The sequence below is a fragment of the Catenuloplanes nepalensis genome (assembly GCF_030811575.1).
Classification (GTDB): Bacteria; Actinomycetota; Actinomycetes; order Mycobacteriales; family Micromonosporaceae; genus Catenuloplanes; species Catenuloplanes nepalensis.
The window spans coordinates 3,442,601-3,462,472 of record NZ_JAUSRA010000001.1 but is presented as its reverse complement, the minus strand read 5'-3'; the positions used below and the strand labels follow the sequence as shown (position 1 = coordinate 3,462,472).

The window sequence follows — 19,872 nt, the reverse complement described above, 5'->3', positions numbered from 1 at the left end:
TGCCTTTTCGATCGATAGTTCTCTATCCTGAGCGCTCGGAAAGCGCTTTCCAGAAGCGCAGCAGGCGTGCCCGCCGCCTCGCCCAGGGCGCCGGGGTGCACGCCGTCGGCATCAGGCGAAGGAGATCAACACGTGAAACCACGAGCGGCTCTCGGGATCGGGACGGCCGTCGCCGTCACCGCGATCGGAGGTGTGCTGGCCGTCGCGCTGCCCATGCAGGCGAACGCGGCGACCGGCGGCGTCACCGGATTTGCCACGCAGAACGGCGGCACCACCGGCGGCGCGGGCGGAGCGACCGTGACCGCCAGCACCGGCACCGCGATCCACGCGGCGCTGTGCAACCGGGCCAGCAGCAGCACGCCGATCATCATCCAGGTCTCCGGCACGATCAACCACGGCAACACGACCAAGGTGTCCGGCGACAGCTGCAACACCGCGGCCGGCGTGATCGAGCTGAAGCAGATCAGCAACGTCACCATCATCGGGGTCGGTTCCGGCGCGGTCTTCGACCAGCTCGGCATTCACATCCGTGACTCCAGTAACATCATCATCCAGAACGTGACCGTGCGGAACGTGAAGAAGTCCGGCTCGCCCACGTCGAACGGCGGCGACGCGATCGGCATGGAGAGCACGGTCCGCAACGTGTGGGTCGACCACGTCACGCTGGAGGCGTCCGGCGGCGAGTCCGAGGGCTTCGACGGGCTGTTCGACCTGAAGGACGACGTCGAGTACGTCACACTCAGCTACAGCATCCTGCGCAACTCCGGGCGCGGCGGGCTGATCGGCTCCAGCGAGAGCGACACCGGGAACAACTACATCACGTTCCACCACAACGCGTACTCGAACATCGACTCGCGCACGCCGCTGCTGCGCGGCGGGACCGCGCACATCTACAACAACTCGTACACCAGCCTGATCGAGTCCGGGATCAACTCCCGGGCCGGTGCCAAGGCGAAAGTGGACAACAACCACTTCAAGAACTCCAAGGACGTCCTGGGTACGTTCTACACGACCGAGGCCGGGTACTGGCAGGTCAGCGGCAACATCTTCGACAACGTGACCTGGTCGGCCGCGAGCAGCGACCACAAGCCGGCCGGGCCGAACGTCACGTCGACCACGACCGTGAGCATCCCGTACTCGTACACGCTGGACGGCGCGAGCTGCGTGCCGAACATCGTGGCCCAGACCGCGGGCGCGAACAAGGGCCTGCAGGTCTCCAACGGCAACTGCGTGCCCACGTCCCCGACCGGCGGGCCGGTCACGCCGCCGCCGACCACCGGTGGCCCGACGACCCCGCCGCCGACCACGGGCGGGCCCACCACGCCGCCGCCGTCCGGCACGAACCTCAGCCTCGCCGGCGGGGCGGACGGGTCCAGCAAGGCCAGTGGCACCAGCTACGGCAACGTCATGGACGGTGACCTGGCCACGTACTGGTCGCCGAGCGGCAGCACCGGCTCGATCTCGGTCAAGTGGTCGTCGGCCACGTCGGTCTCCCGGATCGTCATCCGCGAGGCGTCCGGCGCGACCGGCCTGATCGGGGCGTACCGCGTGCTCAACGGCGACACCGGCGCGGTGCTCACGACCGGGTCCGGCGCCGGCGCGATCACGTTCGGCGCCACGTCGGCCAAGAAGATCACATTCGAGATCACGGGCGCATCGGGTACGCCGAGAGTGGCGGAGTTCGAGACCTACGCCTCCTGATCGTTACGCCTCCTGATCGTTACGCCTCCTGATCGTCCGGCACCGAGGACGGGGGCCGCCACCCTGCGGCCCCCGTTCCGCGCGGGATGTCGCATGCCTCGTTCGCGGCCCGCGCGATCGCCGCGCCCGCGAGCACGCTCGTGACGGGCCTCGGCATCGCCGCGCCGACGGCCTGCTGGCGTGCCAGCAGCAACGTCACGGCCATGAGTGCGATCACGACAGCGACGACCGCGGTGGTGCCGGGCGAGCGGGCGCCCGTGCGATAGTGGGACGGTGCCGGTGCCAGCACGCCGTGGGTGGTGGTGCCGGTGGCGGCGGGCGTCCAGAACTCCAGCTGCGCGATCTCGCCGGACCGCACGCGGACGGTGCGTGCGGACGAGACCACACCGAGGTAGCGAACCTCGGCGCGGTGCTCGCCCGGGCCGACGAACGCGACCATCCGCCCGATGCCCCAGAACACCGGCCGGTCGCTGATGCCGACCACGTGTTTGTGTCCCCAGTAGAGCGGATCGCCGGCCCGGTTGCGGACCCACACGGAGATGCCGGCCGCGCCGTCCGGCGGTCGCGGTGCGGGTTCGCCGCGGGGCCACGGCACCACCGGCGCACCCGGGAACGCGGCCACCTCCTCGGGCGAACCCATGCGATGCCCCCTTCCACATCCGGTACGGCCGGCCGGATCGTCATGCGGAGCGGTCCAGGATGGTGTCGATCTCCTCGGCGGTTTTGATCGGTTCGTGTGCGCGGTGACGGTAGGCGAGGCGCGCCCGCCCTGACCTGCGCGTTCGGGCGCGGCGGGGGACGAAACGGACGTCAGGCGGCCGGGTCCGAGAGCGGGATCACGAGGATCGGCGGTAGGAGCCGAGCGTCAGCCCGAGCACGGTCCGGAACTCGTTGGCCAGGTGCGCGTGGTCGCTGTAGCCGAGGTCGGCGGCCATGTCGGCGAGGGTCACGGACGGGTCGGCGCGCAGTCTCGCCGCGGCCTCCTGCAGTCGCCGGCGCCGGATCATCGCCAGCGGCGGCAATCCCACGTACCGCGCGGCGAGCCGTTGCAGCGTGCGCACGGACACGCCGAGCCGGCCGGCGGCGTCCTCGACCGTCCGGATCTCGTGGTCGGCGTCGATCAGGCCGGCCATCTCGTTGGCCAGCAGCGCCTCACGGGACGGCGGCGGGACCGTCGCCGCGAGCCACTCGGCGAACGCGTCCGGCGCGGCCTCCGGTCCGGCTTCCCGCACCACGGCGACCAGGTCCGGTGCGTCGACGACGGTGGAGCGGTCGCGCAGCGCGCCGGGGTCGGCGGTGAAGTGCGGGACCGCGGCCGGGCGCAGCAGCGCGCCCACGGCCCACCCGGTCCCGCGCAGATCCCGGTACGAGGCCAGCGTCGACGGGCCGGCCAGCTCCACCGCCGCGCCCTCGACGACCAGGTTGCAGGCGGGGAACGGGATCACGTGCTGGCGTGAGCTGCGGCCCGGCTGGATCTCCCACTGCGGGACCCAGAACCAGCGCACCAGCTGCGCGATCGCGGGCGGGGCGGCCACCCGGGCGAGGGTGGGCAGCCGCGCCGGGTACAACACACCTCGCAGGGTGTGCTGTCGCGAATCTTCAAGCCCGTCCGGCATCGGCATCCCTAGCATCGTGTCTCATGACGGAAACCACGAAAGCAGCGGACGGCGCATACACCACGAACGGCACGCCGCACGGCGCCACCAGCCTCACCCCGTTCCTCGCGATCCCGGGCGCGAAGGGCGCGATCGAGTTCTACCGGGACATCTTCGGCGCGCGCGTCGTCGACGTGACCGAGATGGGCGGCGTGGTCGCCCACGCCGTGCTGGACTTCGGCGCAGGCCTGCTGCAGCTCGGCGAGCCGATGCCGGACTACGGCCTGGTGCCCGCGCCCGAGGGCGACCAGGACTGCTACTCGATCGGTCTGTACTGCCCGGACGTGGACGCGGTCGTCGAGAAGGCGGTCGCGGCCGGCGCCACCGTCCGGGAGGCACCGACGACGTTCGTCTCCGGTGACCGGTTCGCCAGCATCCGCGACCCGTTCGGGGTGCGCTGGTCGGTGATGACCCGGGTGGAGGACCTGTCCGAGGAGGAGAGCGCGCGCCGCGTCGCGGAGTGGGCCGCGCAGCAGTCCGCGTGATGAACGCCGTCCGGCATGCGATACGCATCCAGCGAGGAGGTGAGACCCATCAGCGCGTCGATGATCCGGGAACCAGGCGCGGATCGGACGGGTGGCGCGGGCTGGCGCTGTTCGACGCGCTCGGTCCGCCGAGAAATCGTTGCACGCGAATCCCGGTCCGCACGCCGTGATCCCGGCGCATGAACTGGACGCCAACCTGCGCTTCTTCCTCCGTCACCTGTAGCGCTACGCCGCGGGGCGCTTCCGCACTAAATAGATCATATTTGACATCCATGGATATGGATGTAACCCTGCTGGAAGCGCTCCCAACGCGACATCTGCGCCAAAGAATGGAGGATGCGCCATGCGTACCCCTAAGTCCGGACAGTCCGGCAAGCGCCCCGCCGCCCGGGCGTTGGTCCTGCTGCTCACCGTGATGGCCGGCCTGCTGCCGTGGGCGGCCCCCGCGCAGGCACACGGCACGATCGTCGACCCGGCGTCCCGGGCCTACCAGTGCTGGAAGACCTGGGGTTCCGACCACATGAACCCGGCCATGCAGCAGCAGGATCCGATGTGCTGGCAGGCGTGGCAGGCCAACTCGGACACCATGTGGAACTGGATGAGCGCGCTGCGGGACGGCCTCGGTGGCCAGTTCCAGGCGCGCACGCCCGACGGGCAACTGTGCAGTAACGGGCTGACCCGCAACGACAGCCTCAACCGCCCGGGCGCGTGGAAGACCACCAGGGTCTCGAACAACTTCACCGTCCACCTGTACGACCAGGCGAGTCACGGCGCCGACTACTTCCGCGTCTACGTGAGCAAGAACAGCTACAACCCGGCCACGCAGGCACTCGGCTGGGGACACCTGGACTTCATCACGCAGACCGGACGGTACGCCCCGGCCACGGACATCACGTTCAACGTCAACACGTCCGGCTACACGGGCAACCACATCCTGTTCGTCATCTGGCAGGCCTCGCACACCGACCAGGCCTACATGTGGTGCAGCGACATCACGTTCGGCTGAGTCCCGCGACGCCGGCCCTTTGACAGGGCCGGCGTCGTCATGTCAGCCGCAGCCGGTCGTCGCCGCGTACACGTCGTCGTTGTCGTTGGTGTCGTTCGGGTCGAGCGCGCCGGTCTGCGAGTCGAACGAGGTGTGCCGGCCGTCCCGGCTGACGGCGGCGCCGTAGCTGGGCCGGTCGGTGTCGGCCGAGTAGGGGGCACTGATCCGGACGACGGTGCCGGCGACCATGTCGCGCACGAAGACGTCCGTCGCCCCGCCGGTGTCGCCGGGCGCCAGGTCGGACGCATCGGACGTGAAGACCACGCACCGGCCGCCGTCGCCGACCTGCGGCGCGTGACTTCCCGCGTTGCCGGGTCCGCCGCCGGACGACACGCTGACCAGCTCGGTCGTGCCGCGCCAGCGGTCCCGGACGAACGCGTCCATCCGGTTGTTCGTGTCGCCGGGCACCACGTCGTCGAAGCCGGAGTCGAAGCCGACGAACCGGCCGTCCCGGCTGAACGAGTACTCGTACGGGTAACCTGCCGGCGCTCCGGTCCAGGTCAGGCTGTCCCGGGTGGTGACGCCGGTCCACATGTCCCGGACGAACACGCTGAGCTCGCTGCTGCCGTCCGCGACCAGGTTCGTGGCCGCGGACATGAACGCCACGTACCGGCCGTCCGCGCTGACCTTCGCGTCCCGGGCCAGCCGGTCAGCGCCCGCGCCGCCGCCGGTCAGCGCCTCGCTGACCAGCCGCGTGCTGCCGAACAGCCGGTCGTGCAGGTAGACGTCGGACTTGGTCGCCCCGTTCAGGTCCGTGGTGAGGAGGTTGGTCGCGGTCGACTGGAAGGTCACGAACCGGCCGTCCGGGCTGATGTCGGCCGTGTGGCTGTGATTGTTCGGCTCCGCGCCGGAGCTGGTCACGCTGACACGGGTGATCGCACCGGTGCCCAGGTCCTCGACGAACACGTCGATCTTGTTGTTGGAGTCACCGGACACCAGTGTGGCCGCGTCCGCGTCGTAGACCACCCACCGGCCGTCGCCGCTGACGACCGCGGAACTGACCCCCTCCGCGGTCTGGCTGCCGTCCGGGTTGAGGCCGAGCAGCCGGGTGACGCCGGCCTGCCGGTCGCGCACGAACGAGTCGTACCCGCCGTTGATGTCTCGCGGCACCAGGTCGGTCGAGTACGACTGGAAGACCACGAGCCGCCCGTCGTCGCTGATCGACGAGCCGTTGCTGAACCAGTCGCTGTCCCCGCCGGTGACGGAGACGCTGATCCGTTCCGGTCCCGGCAGGGCCGCGGCCGCGGGCTGCGGCATGGTCAGTACCAGCAACCCGGCGGCCACGGCCGCGCCACATCGAGATATATCAATCATGTGTCCACGGTAGAGCGACCGCGTCAGTACGTGTTGCCCGCCGTGATCAAACGGGTCTCACCGGTCGGAATCGCCGGGCAACCGGACGGGCCGGGCCAGGTCGCGCCCTCCGGGCTCAGATACCAGACCGGCAGGTTCGCGGTGCTGCCGGTCAGGTACGTGCCGAGGTTGTTGTTGGCGAACCGGTTATGGTACGACGAGCACTCCGACGCGCCGACTTCCTCCAGGTAGTGCACGCCCGGCGTGGTGCTGCGCGGCCAGGAGTTCGCGCCGAACACATTGCCCTCGAACGTGTTGAAGTTGCTGGCGTCGCGCACCTTGACCGGATCACTGCTCACCCCGGTCACGTTGTTCGCCGCGAACCGGTTCGACGAGCTCTTGTGCGTGACGTAGACCGCGTGAACGTAGCTCGCCTCCGTGTTGCGAAGGTCCACGAAGTGACTGTTCTCGATCCGGTTGCCGGACGACTCGGTCAGCACGATGCCGCCGTACCCACACCGCGGGAAGTCCTCGTCGGCGCAGCCACCACCGGTGTACGCGTTGCCGAGATCGGTGAACACCATCCCGAACACGGTGTTGCCGTCCAGTCCGCGCGCGGACGGCTGACCGAGGCCGGACGACGGCACGTAGCCACCGCCGCACGCACCCGCGGAGCCGTCCAGCGAGAGGCCGCCGCTGGCGTACCGCTGGGCCTGAAGGTAGTAGAACCGCAGCCCCGCGACGCCGCCGTCGGTCAGCGGCCGGCCGGCCGACGGCAGGCACGCGTAGAACCAGTAGCCGGGCAGGTAGCGCCCGGACGAGGAGCGCGCGTTCTCGAAGACCGGCAGCGCGGCGATCCCGTCCCGGCCCTCGCCCACGGTGTAGTCGTCCGGCATGAACGAGATCGTCCGCCCCGGCCGGTAGGTGTCCCAGGTGACGCCGCCGGTCACGTACGTCCCGGCGTGGATGCGCACTTCCACGTCCTGGTCCGCCGGGCCGGCCGCGACCAGCTCCTCCACCCGGGCCAGCGTCCGGACCGCGGTCGCCGGCGTCGCACCGGAGCCCGCGTCCGACCCGGATGCGTTCATGTAGACGGTCTGCACGGCCACCGCGGCCTGTGCGACACCCGGTGCGGCCAGGCCCGCCGCGACGACCGTCGCCAGCAGTGCGCACGCCAGTAGGCGCCTGTTGCTCATCAGCTTCCCCCGTCGATGAGATGGCAAGTGCTGCATATCTATCACGATCACTGACCGGCCGCATGACGCCCGATCGGCTGGCACGCGATGGACGCCCCGGGACTCTTCTGTCAGAACGATCCTCCTGCGATTTCGCCGCGAAGCCGCCGGTGTCGTCCCCAGTGCACCCGCGGGCATCGGTCCTGAGAACTGGGGCGATGTTCTGCCAGCGGGATCCTCCCGCGATTTCGGAGACGGCCGGAGCCCTCGTCGGCGCCATCGGCTACGCCCGCGGTGACGTGTCCGGTGTCTCCGGTGCGCGCCAGGCTACGCCACCCCGCCGTGGCTGTGGGGCCCGCGAAATCTCGGCACCGCTCCCCCGGCTCGCTCCCGCCGAAGCCGTACACCACATAACTGTCATTATGGTGTATCAGCCTGGCGTGACGTTTTGTCCGTTTCGTACCCTCGGAATGCATTATTGGATTACCGTTAACGACAATACGACAATGCGGCCGTACGACTGGAGGAAGCCTTCTGTGTTGCCGTACTGGTCAGGCGAGGCGGGCGGGGGGACCGACTCGCCGAACGGGAGCATGTCGGCGTGGTAGTTCGGGAACATCAGCATCAGGCCGTCCGACTCGGCGACCGTCATGATGTGCTCGATGTCTTCGGCCACACCGGCACCCGGCCTCGGCGCATCTCCGACACCACCTGCGACGATGGGTCCAGCGGCGAGGCCGCCGGCGCGTCGCAGCCGTCATTCCGACCAGAATCGAGCCCCACGAATGTCGATCCCTGCTGACTCGCCCCCGACCGACCCGACCTCGCCGGCGGCTGCGCTGCGGGATCCGGCCCGGGTAGCGGCCGTGCGCCGCTACGAGATCCTCGACGCCCCGACCGATGGGGCGTACGACGAGTTCGCCGCAGCCGCGGCCGCGGCGTGCGGCACTCCGATCGCCACGGTCAGCATCGTCGACACCGACCGGGTGTGGTTCGCCGCCGCGCACGGCCTCGACGGGGTGGCGCAGGTCGGCACCGAACCGGGCCTGTGCGCCTCAGCGTTCTGCGCCGAGGACCTCTACGTGGTCAACGACGCCGCCGTGGACCCGCGCACCCTGGAGCACCCTCTGGTGCGCGGTGAGCTGGGCCTGCGGTTCTACGCCGCCGCACCGATCATCACCGCCGACGGCCACCACCTGGGAACGATCACCGCGATCGACTCGGCCCCGCGGGAGCTCACCGAAGCCCAGACCGCTGTGCTGGGGCACCTCGCCACGCTGGTCGCCCGGCAGCTGGAGTTGCGGCTGGCGGCGTTGACCGCGGTACGCGCCGAGCGGCAGCTGCGCGACGAGGCCGAGCAGCGCGCCGCCGCCGCAGCCGAACTCGCTGCCCGGATGCGCGCCGCAGCCGCCGCGCACGCCACCGCTCCGCACCCCGAACACTGCCAGCTCGGCGGCGGCGCCGGGTGCACCGCGCCGGCCGAGCTGAAGATCGCCGACTCGTGGGGCGACTCCGCCTGGGGCTGCACCGCCCACGTCGAGGAAGCCATCCTCAACGTGCGGTCGGTGTTCATCGCCAGCGAGGAACTCGGCGGGCTGACCGACTACGTCAACCGCTGAACCGGCCCCCGCCACCTGCGGTCGTCGTGGTCACCGACGGCGGCACCAGGGAACCCTGGCCGGATCCGACGGGTTCGTGTGGCAGCCGATCCCCGCGGGCGAACGCATGCGGCGCTGACTGATCGGGACGACTCGTAGGCGAACCCGAACCCGAACGCGGTCGTGCTGAGGGACGAACGCACCGAGGGCTCGCCCGGATTCTCGCCGGCTCGTCCACCGCGCACCACGCCGGCGGCCGGGCGACGCTGGTGCGCCGGCTGACCGTCGCCTCACCGCACTCCTATGAGCGGGCCAGCTGTCTGCGCAGCCTGCTGCTGCTCGACCCGGAGTGCACCACGGCCCTGCTGCTCATCCACCTGCTCGACTGCGAGCCCGAGGTGCGGCTGCTGGCGGACCGGTACGCGCCGCTCACGCACGCCGGCAGTGATGGGTCCCCCCTCCCGTACCGCATATGGGCTTGTGCGGTTTGTGAAGACCGGCTCATGTCGACGTGTGCGGCTGATCGGTCGGCAAGCTGACAGGAGTGGCCGGGTGCCGCGCTCTACCGTGTAGCCATCGATCGACAGTGGACGATGGAGGTATGCGGTGGGAGTTCGGTGGATCGCGCTCGCCTGTGCGGTGCTGGTCGTCGCCGTGCCGGGTGTGGCGGTGGCGTCGACGGGCAGGACGGAGCTGGTCAGCGTGTCCAGCGGCGGCGGACCGGGCGGCGGGCTCAGTCAGGCGCCGTCGATGAGCGCGGACGGGCGGTACGTGGCGTTCGAGTCGCAGGCGCCGGACCTCGTGCCGGGGGACGTCAACGGGCTGTCGGACGTGTTCGTCCACGACCGGCTGCTCGGCACCACGGTGCGGCCGGTGACCAGTGCCGCGACCGGGTTCGTCACGGACGGGCTGTTCGATCCGGAGATCAGCGCGGACGGGCGGTTCCTCGCGTTCACGTCGTGGGCGCCGGATCTCGTGCCCGGCGACACGAACGGGTACGCGGACGTGTTCCTGATGGACCTGACCACCGGCGCGATCGAGCGGATCAACGTGACCAGCGCGGGTGCGGAGGCGACCGGGTCGATCAGCTGGGGCGCGGACATCAGCGCGGACGGGCGGTTCGTGTCGTTCACGTCGCGGGCGCAGAACCTGCTACCGGGCCGGGACGCGAACCACAGGCGCGGCGCGGACGCGTTCGTCCGGGACCGGCTGCTCGGCACGACCACGCTGGTCAGCGTGGCGACGACCGGGTTGAACGGGCACTGGCCGAGTTACAGCCGGGGGATCAGCGCGGACGGCCGGTACGTCGCGTTCACCTCCTCCGCCACCGACATCATGCCGGACGGGCTGCAGGTCATCGGCGTGTACGTGCGGGATCTGCAGACCGGCGTCACCACGCGGGAGAGCCTCACCGCGACCGGTGAGCCGGCCGACGGCAACCGCGCCTACGAGCTGCACACGGCGTCGCTGAGCCGGGACGGGCGGTACGTGACGTTCGAGTCGGCGATGAACCAGGTGGTGCCGGGTGACACGAACGACGCGATGGACGTCTTCGTGCGCGACCGGATGACCGGCGAGGTCGAGCTGGTCAGCGTCGCCTCCGACGGCACGCAGGCAGACGGGGACAGCTGGGGGCAGCGCGTCAGCGACGGCGGGCGGTGCGTGGTGTTCGCCTCGGACGCGTCGACGCTGGTCCCGGGCGACACCAACGGCCGGTCCGACCTGTTCGTCCGGGACCGGCTGACCGGCATGACCACGCGGCTGACCGGCGACGCCGACGGTGACACCGACGCCGGGGGGCGTGGGGGTGGCGGCGAGAGCTCGGTGTCGCTGCGGCCGGACGGGACGGAGGTCGCGTTCACCTCGGAGGCGTCGAACCTGACCGTGTCCGACGTCAACGGCGCCGCGGACGTCTTCGTCACCGGCACCGCCTGCGGCTGACCGCAGCGTCGCGGCCGAAAGAAGGCGGCATGTTCGGCATCGCGGCAAGCTTCGCGGCGCCGGATGTCGTATTCGGACAGGACGTCGAGCCTCCAGAGCAGCACCTCACGGACCCTCTGGAGACGGCCCTGCAGAAAAGTCCTTCGATCATGGCGACGAGCTTGCCACGCGGCAACAACACGAGCCGCTACGGAGTTTGGTGTCTCCAGACCTGGCTGATCGAGGACACATACCTTGAACAGGATGGTCGGCGTCATCACGATCACCGTGTTTCGTTCGAGCGAAATCGTTCAATACGGGGGACGTCATGGCAGAACAATCACGCGGCCCTGTCACGCGCCCAGTTGCGGAACTGCTGGGACAGCCGACCGGCTACGGCGTGGTGGGTGACGGAATCAATACGGCAATAGGCAACTACTGTCGGATCGACGTCGATGTGGCCGAGGCGCCGGGCTGGGCCCGCGCCTACAACTCGCGCGACGAGGCAGGCTGGACCCACACGTGGGCTGCTGCCTTGCTGATCCGGGACAACGGTGATGTGGCATTACGCGGTGGCGACGGGCGCGTCCTGACGTTCGTGCGGGCCGGGGACGGATTCCAGCGGCCACTCGATCTGGCGGCGGACCTCATCGTCGTGGACGGAGGCCATCGGCTGGAGTATGCCGACGGAGGAACGTCCACGTTCGACCGCCGAGGGCGGTACGTGCGCCACGTCGAGGTGGGCGATCGCACCGACCTGACCTATGACGAGCGGGACCGGCTTTCCTCGGTCACCCATTCGAGCGGCCGTCGCATCGACGTCGCCTATGACGCGCAGGGGCGGATCTCCGGGTTACGCACGGCGGACGGCCGTGCGGTGGCGTACGGCTACGCCGCCGACGGCGCCCTGGTGCGGACCGCATCGTTCGACGGCGCGGTGACCTCGTACGAGTACGAGGACGGGCGGCTGGTGCGGGTGGCCGACCCGGACGGGCGGACCCTGTTGGCCAACGCCTACGACGACACCGGCCGGGTGGTCCGTCAGACCAGTGCGGACGGCGAGACGATCGACGTGTCATACGACGAGGCCGGGACCACCACCGTGGCCGTGACCGGCGGGCCGGCGGACACGCGCATGGTGTTCCGGCACGACGCCGCGGGCCACGTCGTCGGTGTCACCGATCCGACCGGTGCGAACTCCTCGGCCGAGTTCGACGAGCAGGGCCGGATCATCGGCGGCACGACGGCTGGCGGCATCCGCGTGACGGTGGGTTACGACGATCGAGGCAACGTCGCGGACGTGTCCTGGGGGCAGGCCACCACCCGCTACGCGTACGACGATCGGAACAGGCTGGCCGCGGAGACTGATCCGTTGGGCGGCCGGACCACGTTCGAGTACGGCACCGCCAGCCGCCGCCCGACCGCCGTCACCGACCCGCTCGGCAACCGCACCGTCTTCGACGTGTCCGACGGCCTGATCACCCGGGTGGTCGACCCGACCGGCAGCAGTACCGAGTACGCCTACGATCAGCGACGCAACCTCACTGCGGTGACCGACCCCGACGGCCACGTATGGCGGCACCGGTACGACGACGCGGGCCGACGGGTCGAGACGGTCACGCCGGCTGGCGACCGGACCCGGTACGAGTACGACCCGGGCGGGAGGGTCGTGGCCGTCACCGACCCGGGCGAGCGCACCCGCCGGTTCCGGTACTCCGCGTCCGGGCTGCTGCTGGAACGCACCACCGCCGGTGGGGCGGTGACGAGCTACGAGTACACCGCGTCCGGGCGGCTGGCCCGGGTCACGAGCCCGGTCGGCGAGGAGACCACGCAGGAGTACGACGGCGCCGGCAACCTTACGTCGATGACCGTGGCCGGGGACGCCACATCGACCATGGCCTACGACCCGCGTGGCCGGTTGACCACCCTGACCGCGCCGGACGGCCGGACCACCAGCCTCACCTACGACCCCGACGGCCGGGTCGTCCGTGAGGAGGACGAGTCCGGCGCCACCACCATCGTCTGGGACGAACAGGGGAACGCGACCGAGGTCACCGACGCGACCGGCGCGGTGTGGCGCTACGAGTACGACCTCGCCGGCCGGGAGATCTCCCGTACCGATCCGGTGGGAGGCGTCTGGCGCACCAGCTATGACGCGGCCGGCCGGATCCTGACCGAGACCGACCCGGCCGGCGCCATCACCCAGCGCACGTGGACCGCCCTCGGCCAGCCGGCCACGGTGGTCGACCCGCTGGGCCGCACCACCACCTACCGGTACGACGCGGCCGGGCGGGTGGTGAAGGTGACCGACCCGATGGGCGGTGTCACCCGGCATGTGTACGACGCCGACGGCCGGCGCCTGTCCACCACCACGCCGGCCGGTCTGACCACCGGCTTCCGGTATGCCGACGGCCGGCTGGCCGCCTCGATCGACCCGCGCGGGTGGATCACCCGGTATCAGTACACCCCGGACGGTGACCGGTCGGCGACCATCTCGCCGACCGGGTCCGTGCAGCGCTTCGAGTACGACCGGGCGCACCGGCTCACCGCGTCGATCGACCCCCGTGGCGGAGTGACCCGCTACACCTACGACACGGCCGGTAACCTGATCACAGTCACCGACGCCAAGGGCGCGGTCACCCGGTTCACGTACGACGTCAACCGGCGGGAGACGTCGATGACCGACCCGCTCGGCCGGGTTACCCGTCGTGAGTACGATCTGGCCGGGAACCTGGCCGCGGTGCTCGACCCGTCCGGTCGCACGATGCGCCGCACCTACGACGCGGCCGAACGCCTGACCGGGATGACATCCGGCGACGATGCGATTTCATTCGTGTACGACGCCGCGGGACGGCGCACGTCGATGACCGACGTGACCGGTACGACCACGTACACCTACGACCGGGTGGGCAGGCTGACGACCGTCACCGCAGCGGACGGTGCGGTGCTGTCGGCGGGCTTCGACGCAGCCGGGCAGCGCACCCGGCTGACCTATCCGGACGGCAGCACCGTCCGCTTCCAGTACGACCTCTGCGGCCGGCTGATCAACGTGCACGATTCCGAGGCGGGCGAGGTGGTGTACGCCCTGGACCCCGACGGGCGGCTGCTGACCGAACAGCTACCGCGCCGGTGGGCCCGGCGATACCGCTACGAGGGCGGGTTGCTGACCGCATACCGGGAGCTGCGCGAGGGGGCACCGGCGATCGAGGCCCGGATGCGGTACGACGCGGACGGCCGGCTGGTCGAGCGGACCGGCGGCGACACCACCGAGACGTTCGGGTACGACCCGGCCGGACAGCTAGTCCGATTCACGCGCGGTGGCCACGACACCGACGCGGTCACGCTCGCCTACGACGCGGTAGGCAACCGGACCTCAGTGACCCGTGGCCGGGAGCAGACGCAGTACCGCTACGACGCCGCGGACCAGCTGAACCGTATCGACGCCGGTCGCGCCGACGTGCGCTTCCGGCACGACGGTGCCGGCCGGCTGATCGAGGAGACCGGGGACGATCTGCGACGCACCGTCGACTACGACGGGTTCGGCCGGCCGGTCGTGGTGACCGTGCGCAGGGATCGGGACACCGAGCGGTTCCGGTACACCTATGACGGCAACGGCCTCCTGGCCGCCGTCTCCACCGGTTCGGACGCCCGTGCCGACAGCGACCACCCGCGGGATGTCGGGGCCCGCTATCTGTGGGACGTCGACACCGCCGTGCCGCAGATCCTCCGGCAGGACGTCACCGGCCCCGGTCGCACCGGATCACCGGCGCCCGCCGACGCCCGGTTCGTCTACGGCCACGGCCGGATCTTCGCGGTCACCGGCAGCAGCGCCGAGATCTTCGCCCGGGCCGCCGACGGCTCGGCGGTGCCGACGCCGCCGACCGCCCCCTGGGTGAACGCCGGTGGCGACGACCCGTTCGGCGATCCGCGCGACGTGCACGCCGACGATCGTCACGACCTGCCCCGGTTCGGCTACCGCGGCGAACTGGAGCACGACGGAGCGGTCTACCTGCGGGCCCGGTACTACCGGCCCGACCTCGGCCGGTTCACCACCCGCGACCCGATCTCCGTGCTCGGCGGGGCCGGCCACACCGCGAATCCCTACGTCTACGCGGGCAACGATCCGCTGAACGTCATCGATCCGCTCGGCACGATCGGGATCGGCATCGGCACCGCCATCGGGAACCTGGTGGCGAACCTGCTGGCGAAGCTGCTTGCGTGCGCGGGATGCCCAGCCGACCCGGGAAACTCGCACGTCTCGCACCGCAAGTGCTTCCAGGGTACGGCGTGCCTGTTCACCCGCGGCTCGCTGTCGTTGAAGGCACTGGACGCCGACTCCGCCGAGCTGAACCACTACTGGAACACCAAGCGACCGGAGGCGGCCGCGCAGGCGTTCACCATCGAGCACCTGAACTGGCGACGGCAGAACTTCGGCTGGAAAGCCTGGCGGTTCTTCGGCGGCGCGACCAGGATCAGCAAGGACGTCGACTGGGAGACCGGGCAGAAGGGCCAGATGCCGGACGAGTCGGATCCTCGTACGAAGAACTTCCGCTTCGACATCCTGACCGAAGAGCGCTTCTTGTTCGAGGTGAAACGATGGACCGGACCGGGCACCGTCGCCCGTGTCCAGCGGCAGATCAACAACTACATCTCCCATGCCGGTGGTGTCTGGGGCCTGGATATCGAGGCCAGCACCGAGCTGCAGGACTGGGCCAACGGCTTCGGCGTCGTCACCAGCCTCCTCAACCGGGTGACCGGCGGCAGCGTCGTCTATGTCTGGGGGCTCAACAACCAGGCCGGGCACATCTACTTCGCCAAGGACGAGAAGGCACCGGCACACGTGCGCGTCAAGGTACCGAAACACGACATCAAGCCGCCGCCGATCCAGATCCCGATACCGATTCCCGCCCCGCGCGACCCGGCGGAGCAGCAGGCGTGAGCGTGCCGGATCCGGATAGGTTCGAACGATGCCCGTGACCGTTGCTCCGGCCCTGATGCGACTGCTCCGATCGCAGGAGACGGTCGTGATGCTGGTGCGCTCACCCGAGCCTGAGCGGCTGGCTGCGGCGCTGCCCGCCGCAGCCGCCCAGCTCGACGTACCCGTGTTCGGGCCGGACGCCACCCCGGGCGGCTGGCTGCTGATGGTGGACTTCGGCGACGGCACGCCCGCCGCCCGCCACGACGCCCTCGTAGGCTTCGCCGCACAGCTGAAGGTCGACGGCGAGATCCTGCCCGCGCCCGAAATCGGCGACCGCTACCTGACACTGGACGGATTTCCGGTGATGGCCCGGGCGATGCTGCGATCGCCCGGGCAGACGGTCGGCATGCCGCCCACGGCCGAGGTGGTCTCGGCGGCGCTGGACTGGCTGCAGTCCTGCCGGCGGCCCGGCGACGAGCTGCTGGGCCTGATCGTGTCGATGGAGTCGCCGCTCTCCTGGCCGAGGGTGCGCCCCATGCTCGACATGGTGCTGCAGGGTGAGGCCGGCGCGAGCGTACTCACCACCGATTTCGCGACCGCGGCGGCTGCGGTGTCGTTCCCGTCATCGCACCTCAGCGGTCCGACCCTCACCGCGGCCGGTGCCGGTTGGGGCCCCGCAGAGGTAGCCGATCGGATGCGCGCGCAGCGTGACCACATCCGACGGCACGCAGGTGTGCTCGGGTGGGCGGGCGTGACCGCTCAGGGGACGCGCACGGGCAGCGTATGGCTGTCCGACAACGGGCGGTACGAAGCCGCACAGCCCCGCCCACTGTGGTACCAAATGCTGACAGCCGAGCAGGTCCGGCACCTCGGCGATCCGCCGAAAGGTGCGACACCGCTGCCCGGCGGCCGTGCGGAAGTGACCATCGGCGAGCCGGAGCAGTGGGTGCCCGGACACCGGGACAATCGGACAGTGGAGCGGCTGGCCCGACGCATCTTGAAGACCTGACGGACGCGATGTCTTAAGCGATCACCGGTCCCAGAGGATCGCCCGGCGGGCGGAGGATGCATGATCGACGGCTATGGCGGTGGAGGAACGGGCGTGGCGTGAGTTTTTTGAGGGCGGCTCAGCGGAGGCGGAGGAGCGATCATTCCAGGCGTACGCGCGGAGGATGCGCGACGTGCAGAGCGCGCATGCCCGGGCGTCCGGCTCGGCCGTCGCGCACCGGACGCTGCACGCCAAGACCGTGGTCGGGGTGATCTGTGCGGAGCTGGCATTCGCCGCGGATCTGCCGGACGAACTCAACGTCGGCGCGTTCGTGGCCGGGGCGCGGCTGAATGTGGCGGTACGGCTGTCGAATGCGGCGGGAGTTCCACGTGCGGACACCGAACCGGATCTGCGTGGGGCGGCGCTGAAGGTGGCGCTGCCGGGTGGTGGGGTGCATGACCTGCTCATGACCAGCTATCCGGTGTCGCATGTGCGGGACGCGAAGCAGTTCGTGGCGGTGGCGGAGATCGGGGCGGGGCTGCGGGCGCTGGCACTGCCGCGGATGGTGGCGGCGGTCGGGTTGCGGGAGACGCTGCGGATCGTGGGGAACCTCCGGCGGGCCAGCAGGCGCAGTGAGAGCCTGGCGCTGGAGTCGTACTGGAGCCGGGGCGCGATCCTGTGGGGTGACGCCGGGCCGGTCCGGTTTCGGCTGAGTCCGGTCGACCCGGCGCCCGCCGTACCCGCTGAAGGGTTTGATGGGTTGAAGGTGGAGTTCCGGGAGCGGCTGGCGCGAGGACCGGTGCGGTTCACGCTGAGTGTGCAGCGGTTCGTGTCGGAGGAGCGCACACCGATCGAGGACGGTGCGGTGGAGTGGGACGCGCCGTGGACGCCGGTGGCGACGCTGACCGTTCCGGGGCCGGAAGTGCTCGACGACGAGCGCGTGCACGGAATGGCGTTCAGCCCGTGGAACCGTCCGGCCGGGTTCCGGCCGCTGGGGAATCTGAACCGGGCGCGGCGGGCGGTGTATGCGGCGAGTGCGGCCGGCTGGCAGAAGTAGGGTGTCCGGTATGCCGCTCCGTCTGGTTCAGGTGAACGTCAAGGCCCGCGATGATGCGGCGCTCGGCCGGTTCTGGGCGGATGCGCTCGGCTGGGGTGTCTCCAGCGAAGGGCCGGGCGTGACCAACGTCGAGCCGGCCGGGTTCACCTATCCGGATCCGGCGGTGCTCTACATCGACGTCGTCTCGGTGCCGGATCCGGAGACCGTGCGCTATCGCGTGCACCTCGATCTGGCCACCACCTCCCTGGCACATCAGGAGCAGCTGGTGGCGCGGCTGAAAGAGCTGGGGGCGACGCCGGCGGACATCGGGCAGGGTGACGTGCCGTGGGCGGTGCTGGCCGACCCGGAGGGCAACCTGTTCTGCGTGCTGGAGCCGCGCGAGGTCTACCGGGACACCGGGCCGATCGCGGCGGTGGTGGTCGGCTGCGCGGATCCGCGGGCGATGGCCGGTTTCTGGGGTGCGGCGACGGACTGGACCGCCCACGAGGTGAACGACGAGTTCGCGTCGCTGCGGTCGGCGACGGGCGCCGGACCGTTCCTGGAGTTCATTCGCGGTGCCGGGCCGGAGGGCAACCGGGTGCATCTCGATCTGCGGCCGTACCCGGGCGACGATCAGACCGTCGAGGTGGACCGGCTGCGGGCGCTCGGCGCCACCCCGATCGACGTGGGTCAGGGCGACGACGTGCCGTGGCGGTGCCTGGCCGATCCGGAGGGCAACGAGTTCTGCGTGCTCAGCGCGGGATGACACGGCGGCGCTGGTGGACGCGCCGCGCGAGGCCGGGCCGAACCGGGAGTGCTTCTGGCCGGAGAGCCCGCGGGCGAGCGCGGCCTGCCATTCGCTGTGCCGAAGCCGCCGGCCCGTCCCCAGGACAGCGCGGTGGCGCTGAACGGGCAGACCCGAAGACAGAGAGGGCCGAGATCGTTTCGAACGATCTCGGCCCTCCTTCGTCCGGCTAGAAGCCCTGTGCGATGTAGGCCCCGAAGTTGACCGGGGGCGGCGGGACGGTCTTGTCGGGGCACGTGGGTTCGGGGTCGCCGTTGCTCGGCGGCGCTTGCCGTGGCCATTGCAAGAGGTAGTACACGGTCCGGCCGGTGCTGTTGATGGCCTGCCGCAGCGAGCTGGCCGCAAGCGCGTCGTTGTTGAACACCTCGCCGATCGTCCAGCCCTGCTTGGTGTAGCCGTACTGGTTCATCATGTCGTGTGCGATGGTGAACAAGGCGCCCTCGTCGAGCCCGTCGTCACGACGGTAGAAATGGAAGTCGAACAGGTACGGCGGGTTGTTCCCGTACACCTTGGGGATGTTCTGGATCCGGCCGGCGTAGCCGATGGCGGAGAACCCGACCGTGTCCTTCTTGTCGAAGGCGTTGGTGTAGTCGTTCCACAGCCGCTGTGTGTAGGCGAGCAGGACCGGCTGGAGGTTCGTCGGTATCGCCTCGTTGCACAGGTCGATCCGGTAATGGAGACCGGAGCCGGCGATGATCGGGCGCAGGTTGGAGATCAGGTTCCAGTTCTCCTGGTACATGTCCTCGTTCCAACTCGGCCAGTTGTACGCGGCGTTCTCGCCGATCGGCATGAACGCCACCTGGATCTCGACGAAGCCGGCGTCGTCGATCGCGCGCAGCAGATCGGCCAGGTTCTGCCGGTTCTGGGCGGAGATGTTGCCGCCGGTGGAGTCCATGGAGGTGCCGGTGTCCGCGCGGTGCCGGTGGATGATGTGCACCCGCAGTCGTGCCTGGCCGGCCGCGCGCATCGCGGCGAGCTGGCTGCGGATCACGTCCGGGGCTTTGTGGAACGAGTTGACGATGCCGTACGGTTCCCGGTTGCAGTCGTCGATCTGGTACCAGCCGTAGTTGGACCCGCCTCGGGAGGTCGCCTCGGCCGGCGCTGCCAGGGAAGAGCCTGGCCGCCAGCCAACGAGCCCGGCCGCGCCGACCGCCGCCGACCCCAACAACACTCTGCGACGCATCGCGCCACCCCTTCCGCTCGTCGCCCCGAACCCAATCGGTCGCGACCCAGGCGAGTAGACCGGCTGACCC

General features: G+C 70.2%; 15 protein-coding genes. 9 read left to right on the top strand and 6 right to left on the bottom strand.

Going from position 1 to position 19,872, the window contains the following annotated elements; genetic code table 11:
- Positions 1-213: 213 nt before the first annotated feature.
- Positions 214-1,701 (top strand): pectate lyase family protein, encoded by a 1,488-nt coding sequence (locus tag J2S43_RS14775; RefSeq protein ID WP_370881758.1) that lies wholly within the window; start codon positions 214-216, stop codon positions 1,699-1,701.
- A 19-nt stretch (positions 1,702-1,720) separates the two neighbouring features.
- On the opposite strand, the gene J2S43_RS14770 is transcribed toward J2S43_RS14775, so the two are convergent.
- Together J2S43_RS14770 and J2S43_RS14765 are read right to left on the bottom strand one after the other, a co-directional pair.
- The gene (locus J2S43_RS14770) at positions 1,721-2,341 is read right to left on the bottom strand and encodes a cupin domain-containing protein (RefSeq protein ID WP_306829601.1); all 621 of its coding nucleotides are present in this window, start codon (positions 2,339-2,341) and stop codon (positions 1,721-1,723) included.
- Positions 2,342-2,537: 196 nt separating this feature from the next.
- On the bottom strand, positions 2,538-3,323 hold the full coding sequence (locus J2S43_RS14765; protein WP_306829600.1) for an AraC family transcriptional regulator: 786 nt from the start codon (positions 3,321-3,323) through the stop codon (positions 2,538-2,540).
- 17 nt (positions 3,324-3,340) lie between these two features.
- On the opposite strand from J2S43_RS14765, the gene J2S43_RS14760 reads away from it, so the two are divergent.
- Entirely contained in the window at positions 3,341-3,841 is a 501-nt protein-coding gene (locus J2S43_RS14760; RefSeq protein ID WP_306829599.1) for a VOC family protein, read from the top strand.
- 343 nt (positions 3,842-4,184) lie between these two features.
- Positions 4,185-4,847, top strand: coding sequence for a lytic polysaccharide monooxygenase auxiliary activity family 9 protein (locus J2S43_RS14755; protein ID WP_306829598.1), 663 nt, complete (start codon positions 4,185-4,187; stop codon positions 4,845-4,847).
- Between the two features lie 42 nt (positions 4,848-4,889).
- Here J2S43_RS14755 and J2S43_RS14750 read toward each other — a convergent pair whose 3' ends face one another.
- The 3 genes from J2S43_RS14750 to J2S43_RS14740 all read right to left on the bottom strand — a co-directional run bounded on the left by J2S43_RS14750 (position 4,890) and on the right by J2S43_RS14740 (position 8,030).
- A complete protein-coding gene (locus tag J2S43_RS14750) occupies positions 4,890-6,200 on the bottom strand; it encodes a TolB-like translocation protein (RefSeq protein WP_306829597.1) in 1,311 nt (436 codons plus the stop codon).
- Positions 6,201-6,223: 23 nt separating this feature from the next.
- The gene (locus tag J2S43_RS14745) at positions 6,224-7,375 is read right to left on the bottom strand and encodes a right-handed parallel beta-helix repeat-containing protein (protein ID WP_306829596.1); all 1,152 of its coding nucleotides are present in this window, start codon (positions 7,373-7,375) and stop codon (positions 6,224-6,226) included.
- 454 nt (positions 7,376-7,829) lie between these two features.
- Entirely contained in the window at positions 7,830-8,030 is a 201-nt protein-coding gene (locus tag J2S43_RS14740) for a hypothetical protein (RefSeq protein WP_306829595.1), read from the bottom strand.
- 109 nt (positions 8,031-8,139) lie between these two features.
- On the opposite strand from J2S43_RS14740, the gene J2S43_RS14735 reads away from it, so the two are divergent.
- The 6 genes from J2S43_RS14735 (at position 8,140) to J2S43_RS14710 (ending at position 18,580) form a co-directional block, all read left to right on the top strand.
- Complete coding sequence (locus tag J2S43_RS14735; protein ID WP_306829594.1) at positions 8,140-8,973, top strand: GAF domain-containing protein; 834 nt, start codon at positions 8,140-8,142, stop codon at positions 8,971-8,973.
- Positions 8,974-9,558: 585 nt separating this feature from the next.
- Positions 9,559-10,893 carry a TolB family protein gene (locus tag J2S43_RS14730; RefSeq protein ID WP_306829593.1) on the top strand — a complete coding sequence of 445 codons (1,335 nt, stop codon included), beginning with the start codon at positions 9,559-9,561 and terminating at the stop codon, positions 10,891-10,893.
- Positions 10,894-11,200: 307 nt separating this feature from the next.
- Positions 11,201-15,811, top strand: a complete 4,611-nt coding sequence (locus J2S43_RS14725; protein ID WP_370881627.1) for an RHS repeat-associated core domain-containing protein — start codon at positions 11,201-11,203, stop codon at positions 15,809-15,811.
- 85 nt (positions 15,812-15,896) lie between these two features.
- Positions 15,897-16,799, top strand: coding sequence for a hypothetical protein (locus J2S43_RS14720; RefSeq protein ID WP_306829591.1), 903 nt, complete (start codon positions 15,897-15,899; stop codon positions 16,797-16,799).
- A gap of 73 nt (positions 16,800-16,872) precedes the next feature.
- Positions 16,873-17,835, top strand: coding sequence for a catalase (locus tag J2S43_RS14715; RefSeq protein WP_306829590.1), 963 nt, complete (start codon positions 16,873-16,875; stop codon positions 17,833-17,835).
- Positions 17,836-17,845: 10 nt separating this feature from the next.
- Positions 17,846-18,580 carry a VOC family protein gene (locus J2S43_RS14710; protein WP_306829589.1) on the top strand — a complete coding sequence of 245 codons (735 nt, stop codon included), beginning with the start codon at positions 17,846-17,848 and terminating at the stop codon, positions 18,578-18,580.
- A gap of 208 nt (positions 18,581-18,788) precedes the next feature.
- Here J2S43_RS14710 and J2S43_RS14705 read toward each other — a convergent pair whose 3' ends face one another.
- A complete protein-coding gene (locus J2S43_RS14705) occupies positions 18,789-19,802 on the bottom strand; it encodes a hypothetical protein (RefSeq protein WP_306829588.1) in 1,014 nt (337 codons plus the stop codon).
- Positions 19,803-19,872 lie beyond the last annotated feature (70 nt).

What these genes read in the sequence shown, in the direction of transcription:
- J2S43_RS14715 (WP_306829590.1), top strand. Translation starts at nt 16,873, where the DNA reads ATGGCGGTGGAGGAACGGGCGTGGCGTGAGTTTTTTGAGGGCGGCTCA.
- J2S43_RS14725 (WP_370881627.1), top strand. Translation starts at nt 11,201, where the DNA reads ATGGCAGAACAATCACGCGGCCCTGTCACGCGCCCAGTTGCGGAACTG.
- J2S43_RS14750 (WP_306829597.1), bottom strand. Translation starts at nt 6,200, where the DNA reads ATGATTGATATATCTCGATGTGGCGCGGCCGTGGCCGCCGGGTTGCTG.
- J2S43_RS14710 (WP_306829589.1), top strand. Translation starts at nt 17,846, where the DNA reads ATGCCGCTCCGTCTGGTTCAGGTGAACGTCAAGGCCCGCGATGATGCG.
- J2S43_RS14745 (WP_306829596.1), bottom strand. Translation starts at nt 7,375, where the DNA reads ATGAGCAACAGGCGCCTACTGGCGTGCGCACTGCTGGCGACGGTCGTC.
- J2S43_RS14735 (WP_306829594.1), top strand. Translation starts at nt 8,140, where the DNA reads ATGTCGATCCCTGCTGACTCGCCCCCGACCGACCCGACCTCGCCGGCG.
- J2S43_RS14775 (WP_370881758.1), top strand. Translation starts at nt 214, where the DNA reads ATGCAGGCGAACGCGGCGACCGGCGGCGTCACCGGATTTGCCACGCAG.
- J2S43_RS14705 (WP_306829588.1), bottom strand. Translation starts at nt 19,802, where the DNA reads ATGCGTCGCAGAGTGTTGTTGGGGTCGGCGGCGGTCGGCGCGGCCGGG.
- J2S43_RS14760 (WP_306829599.1), top strand. Translation starts at nt 3,341, where the DNA reads ATGACGGAAACCACGAAAGCAGCGGACGGCGCATACACCACGAACGGC.
- J2S43_RS14770 (WP_306829601.1), bottom strand. Translation starts at nt 2,341, where the DNA reads ATGGGTTCGCCCGAGGAGGTGGCCGCGTTCCCGGGTGCGCCGGTGGTG.
- J2S43_RS14755 (WP_306829598.1), top strand. Translation starts at nt 4,185, where the DNA reads ATGCGTACCCCTAAGTCCGGACAGTCCGGCAAGCGCCCCGCCGCCCGG.
- J2S43_RS14765 (WP_306829600.1), bottom strand. Translation starts at nt 3,323, where the DNA reads ATGCCGATGCCGGACGGGCTTGAAGATTCGCGACAGCACACCCTGCGA.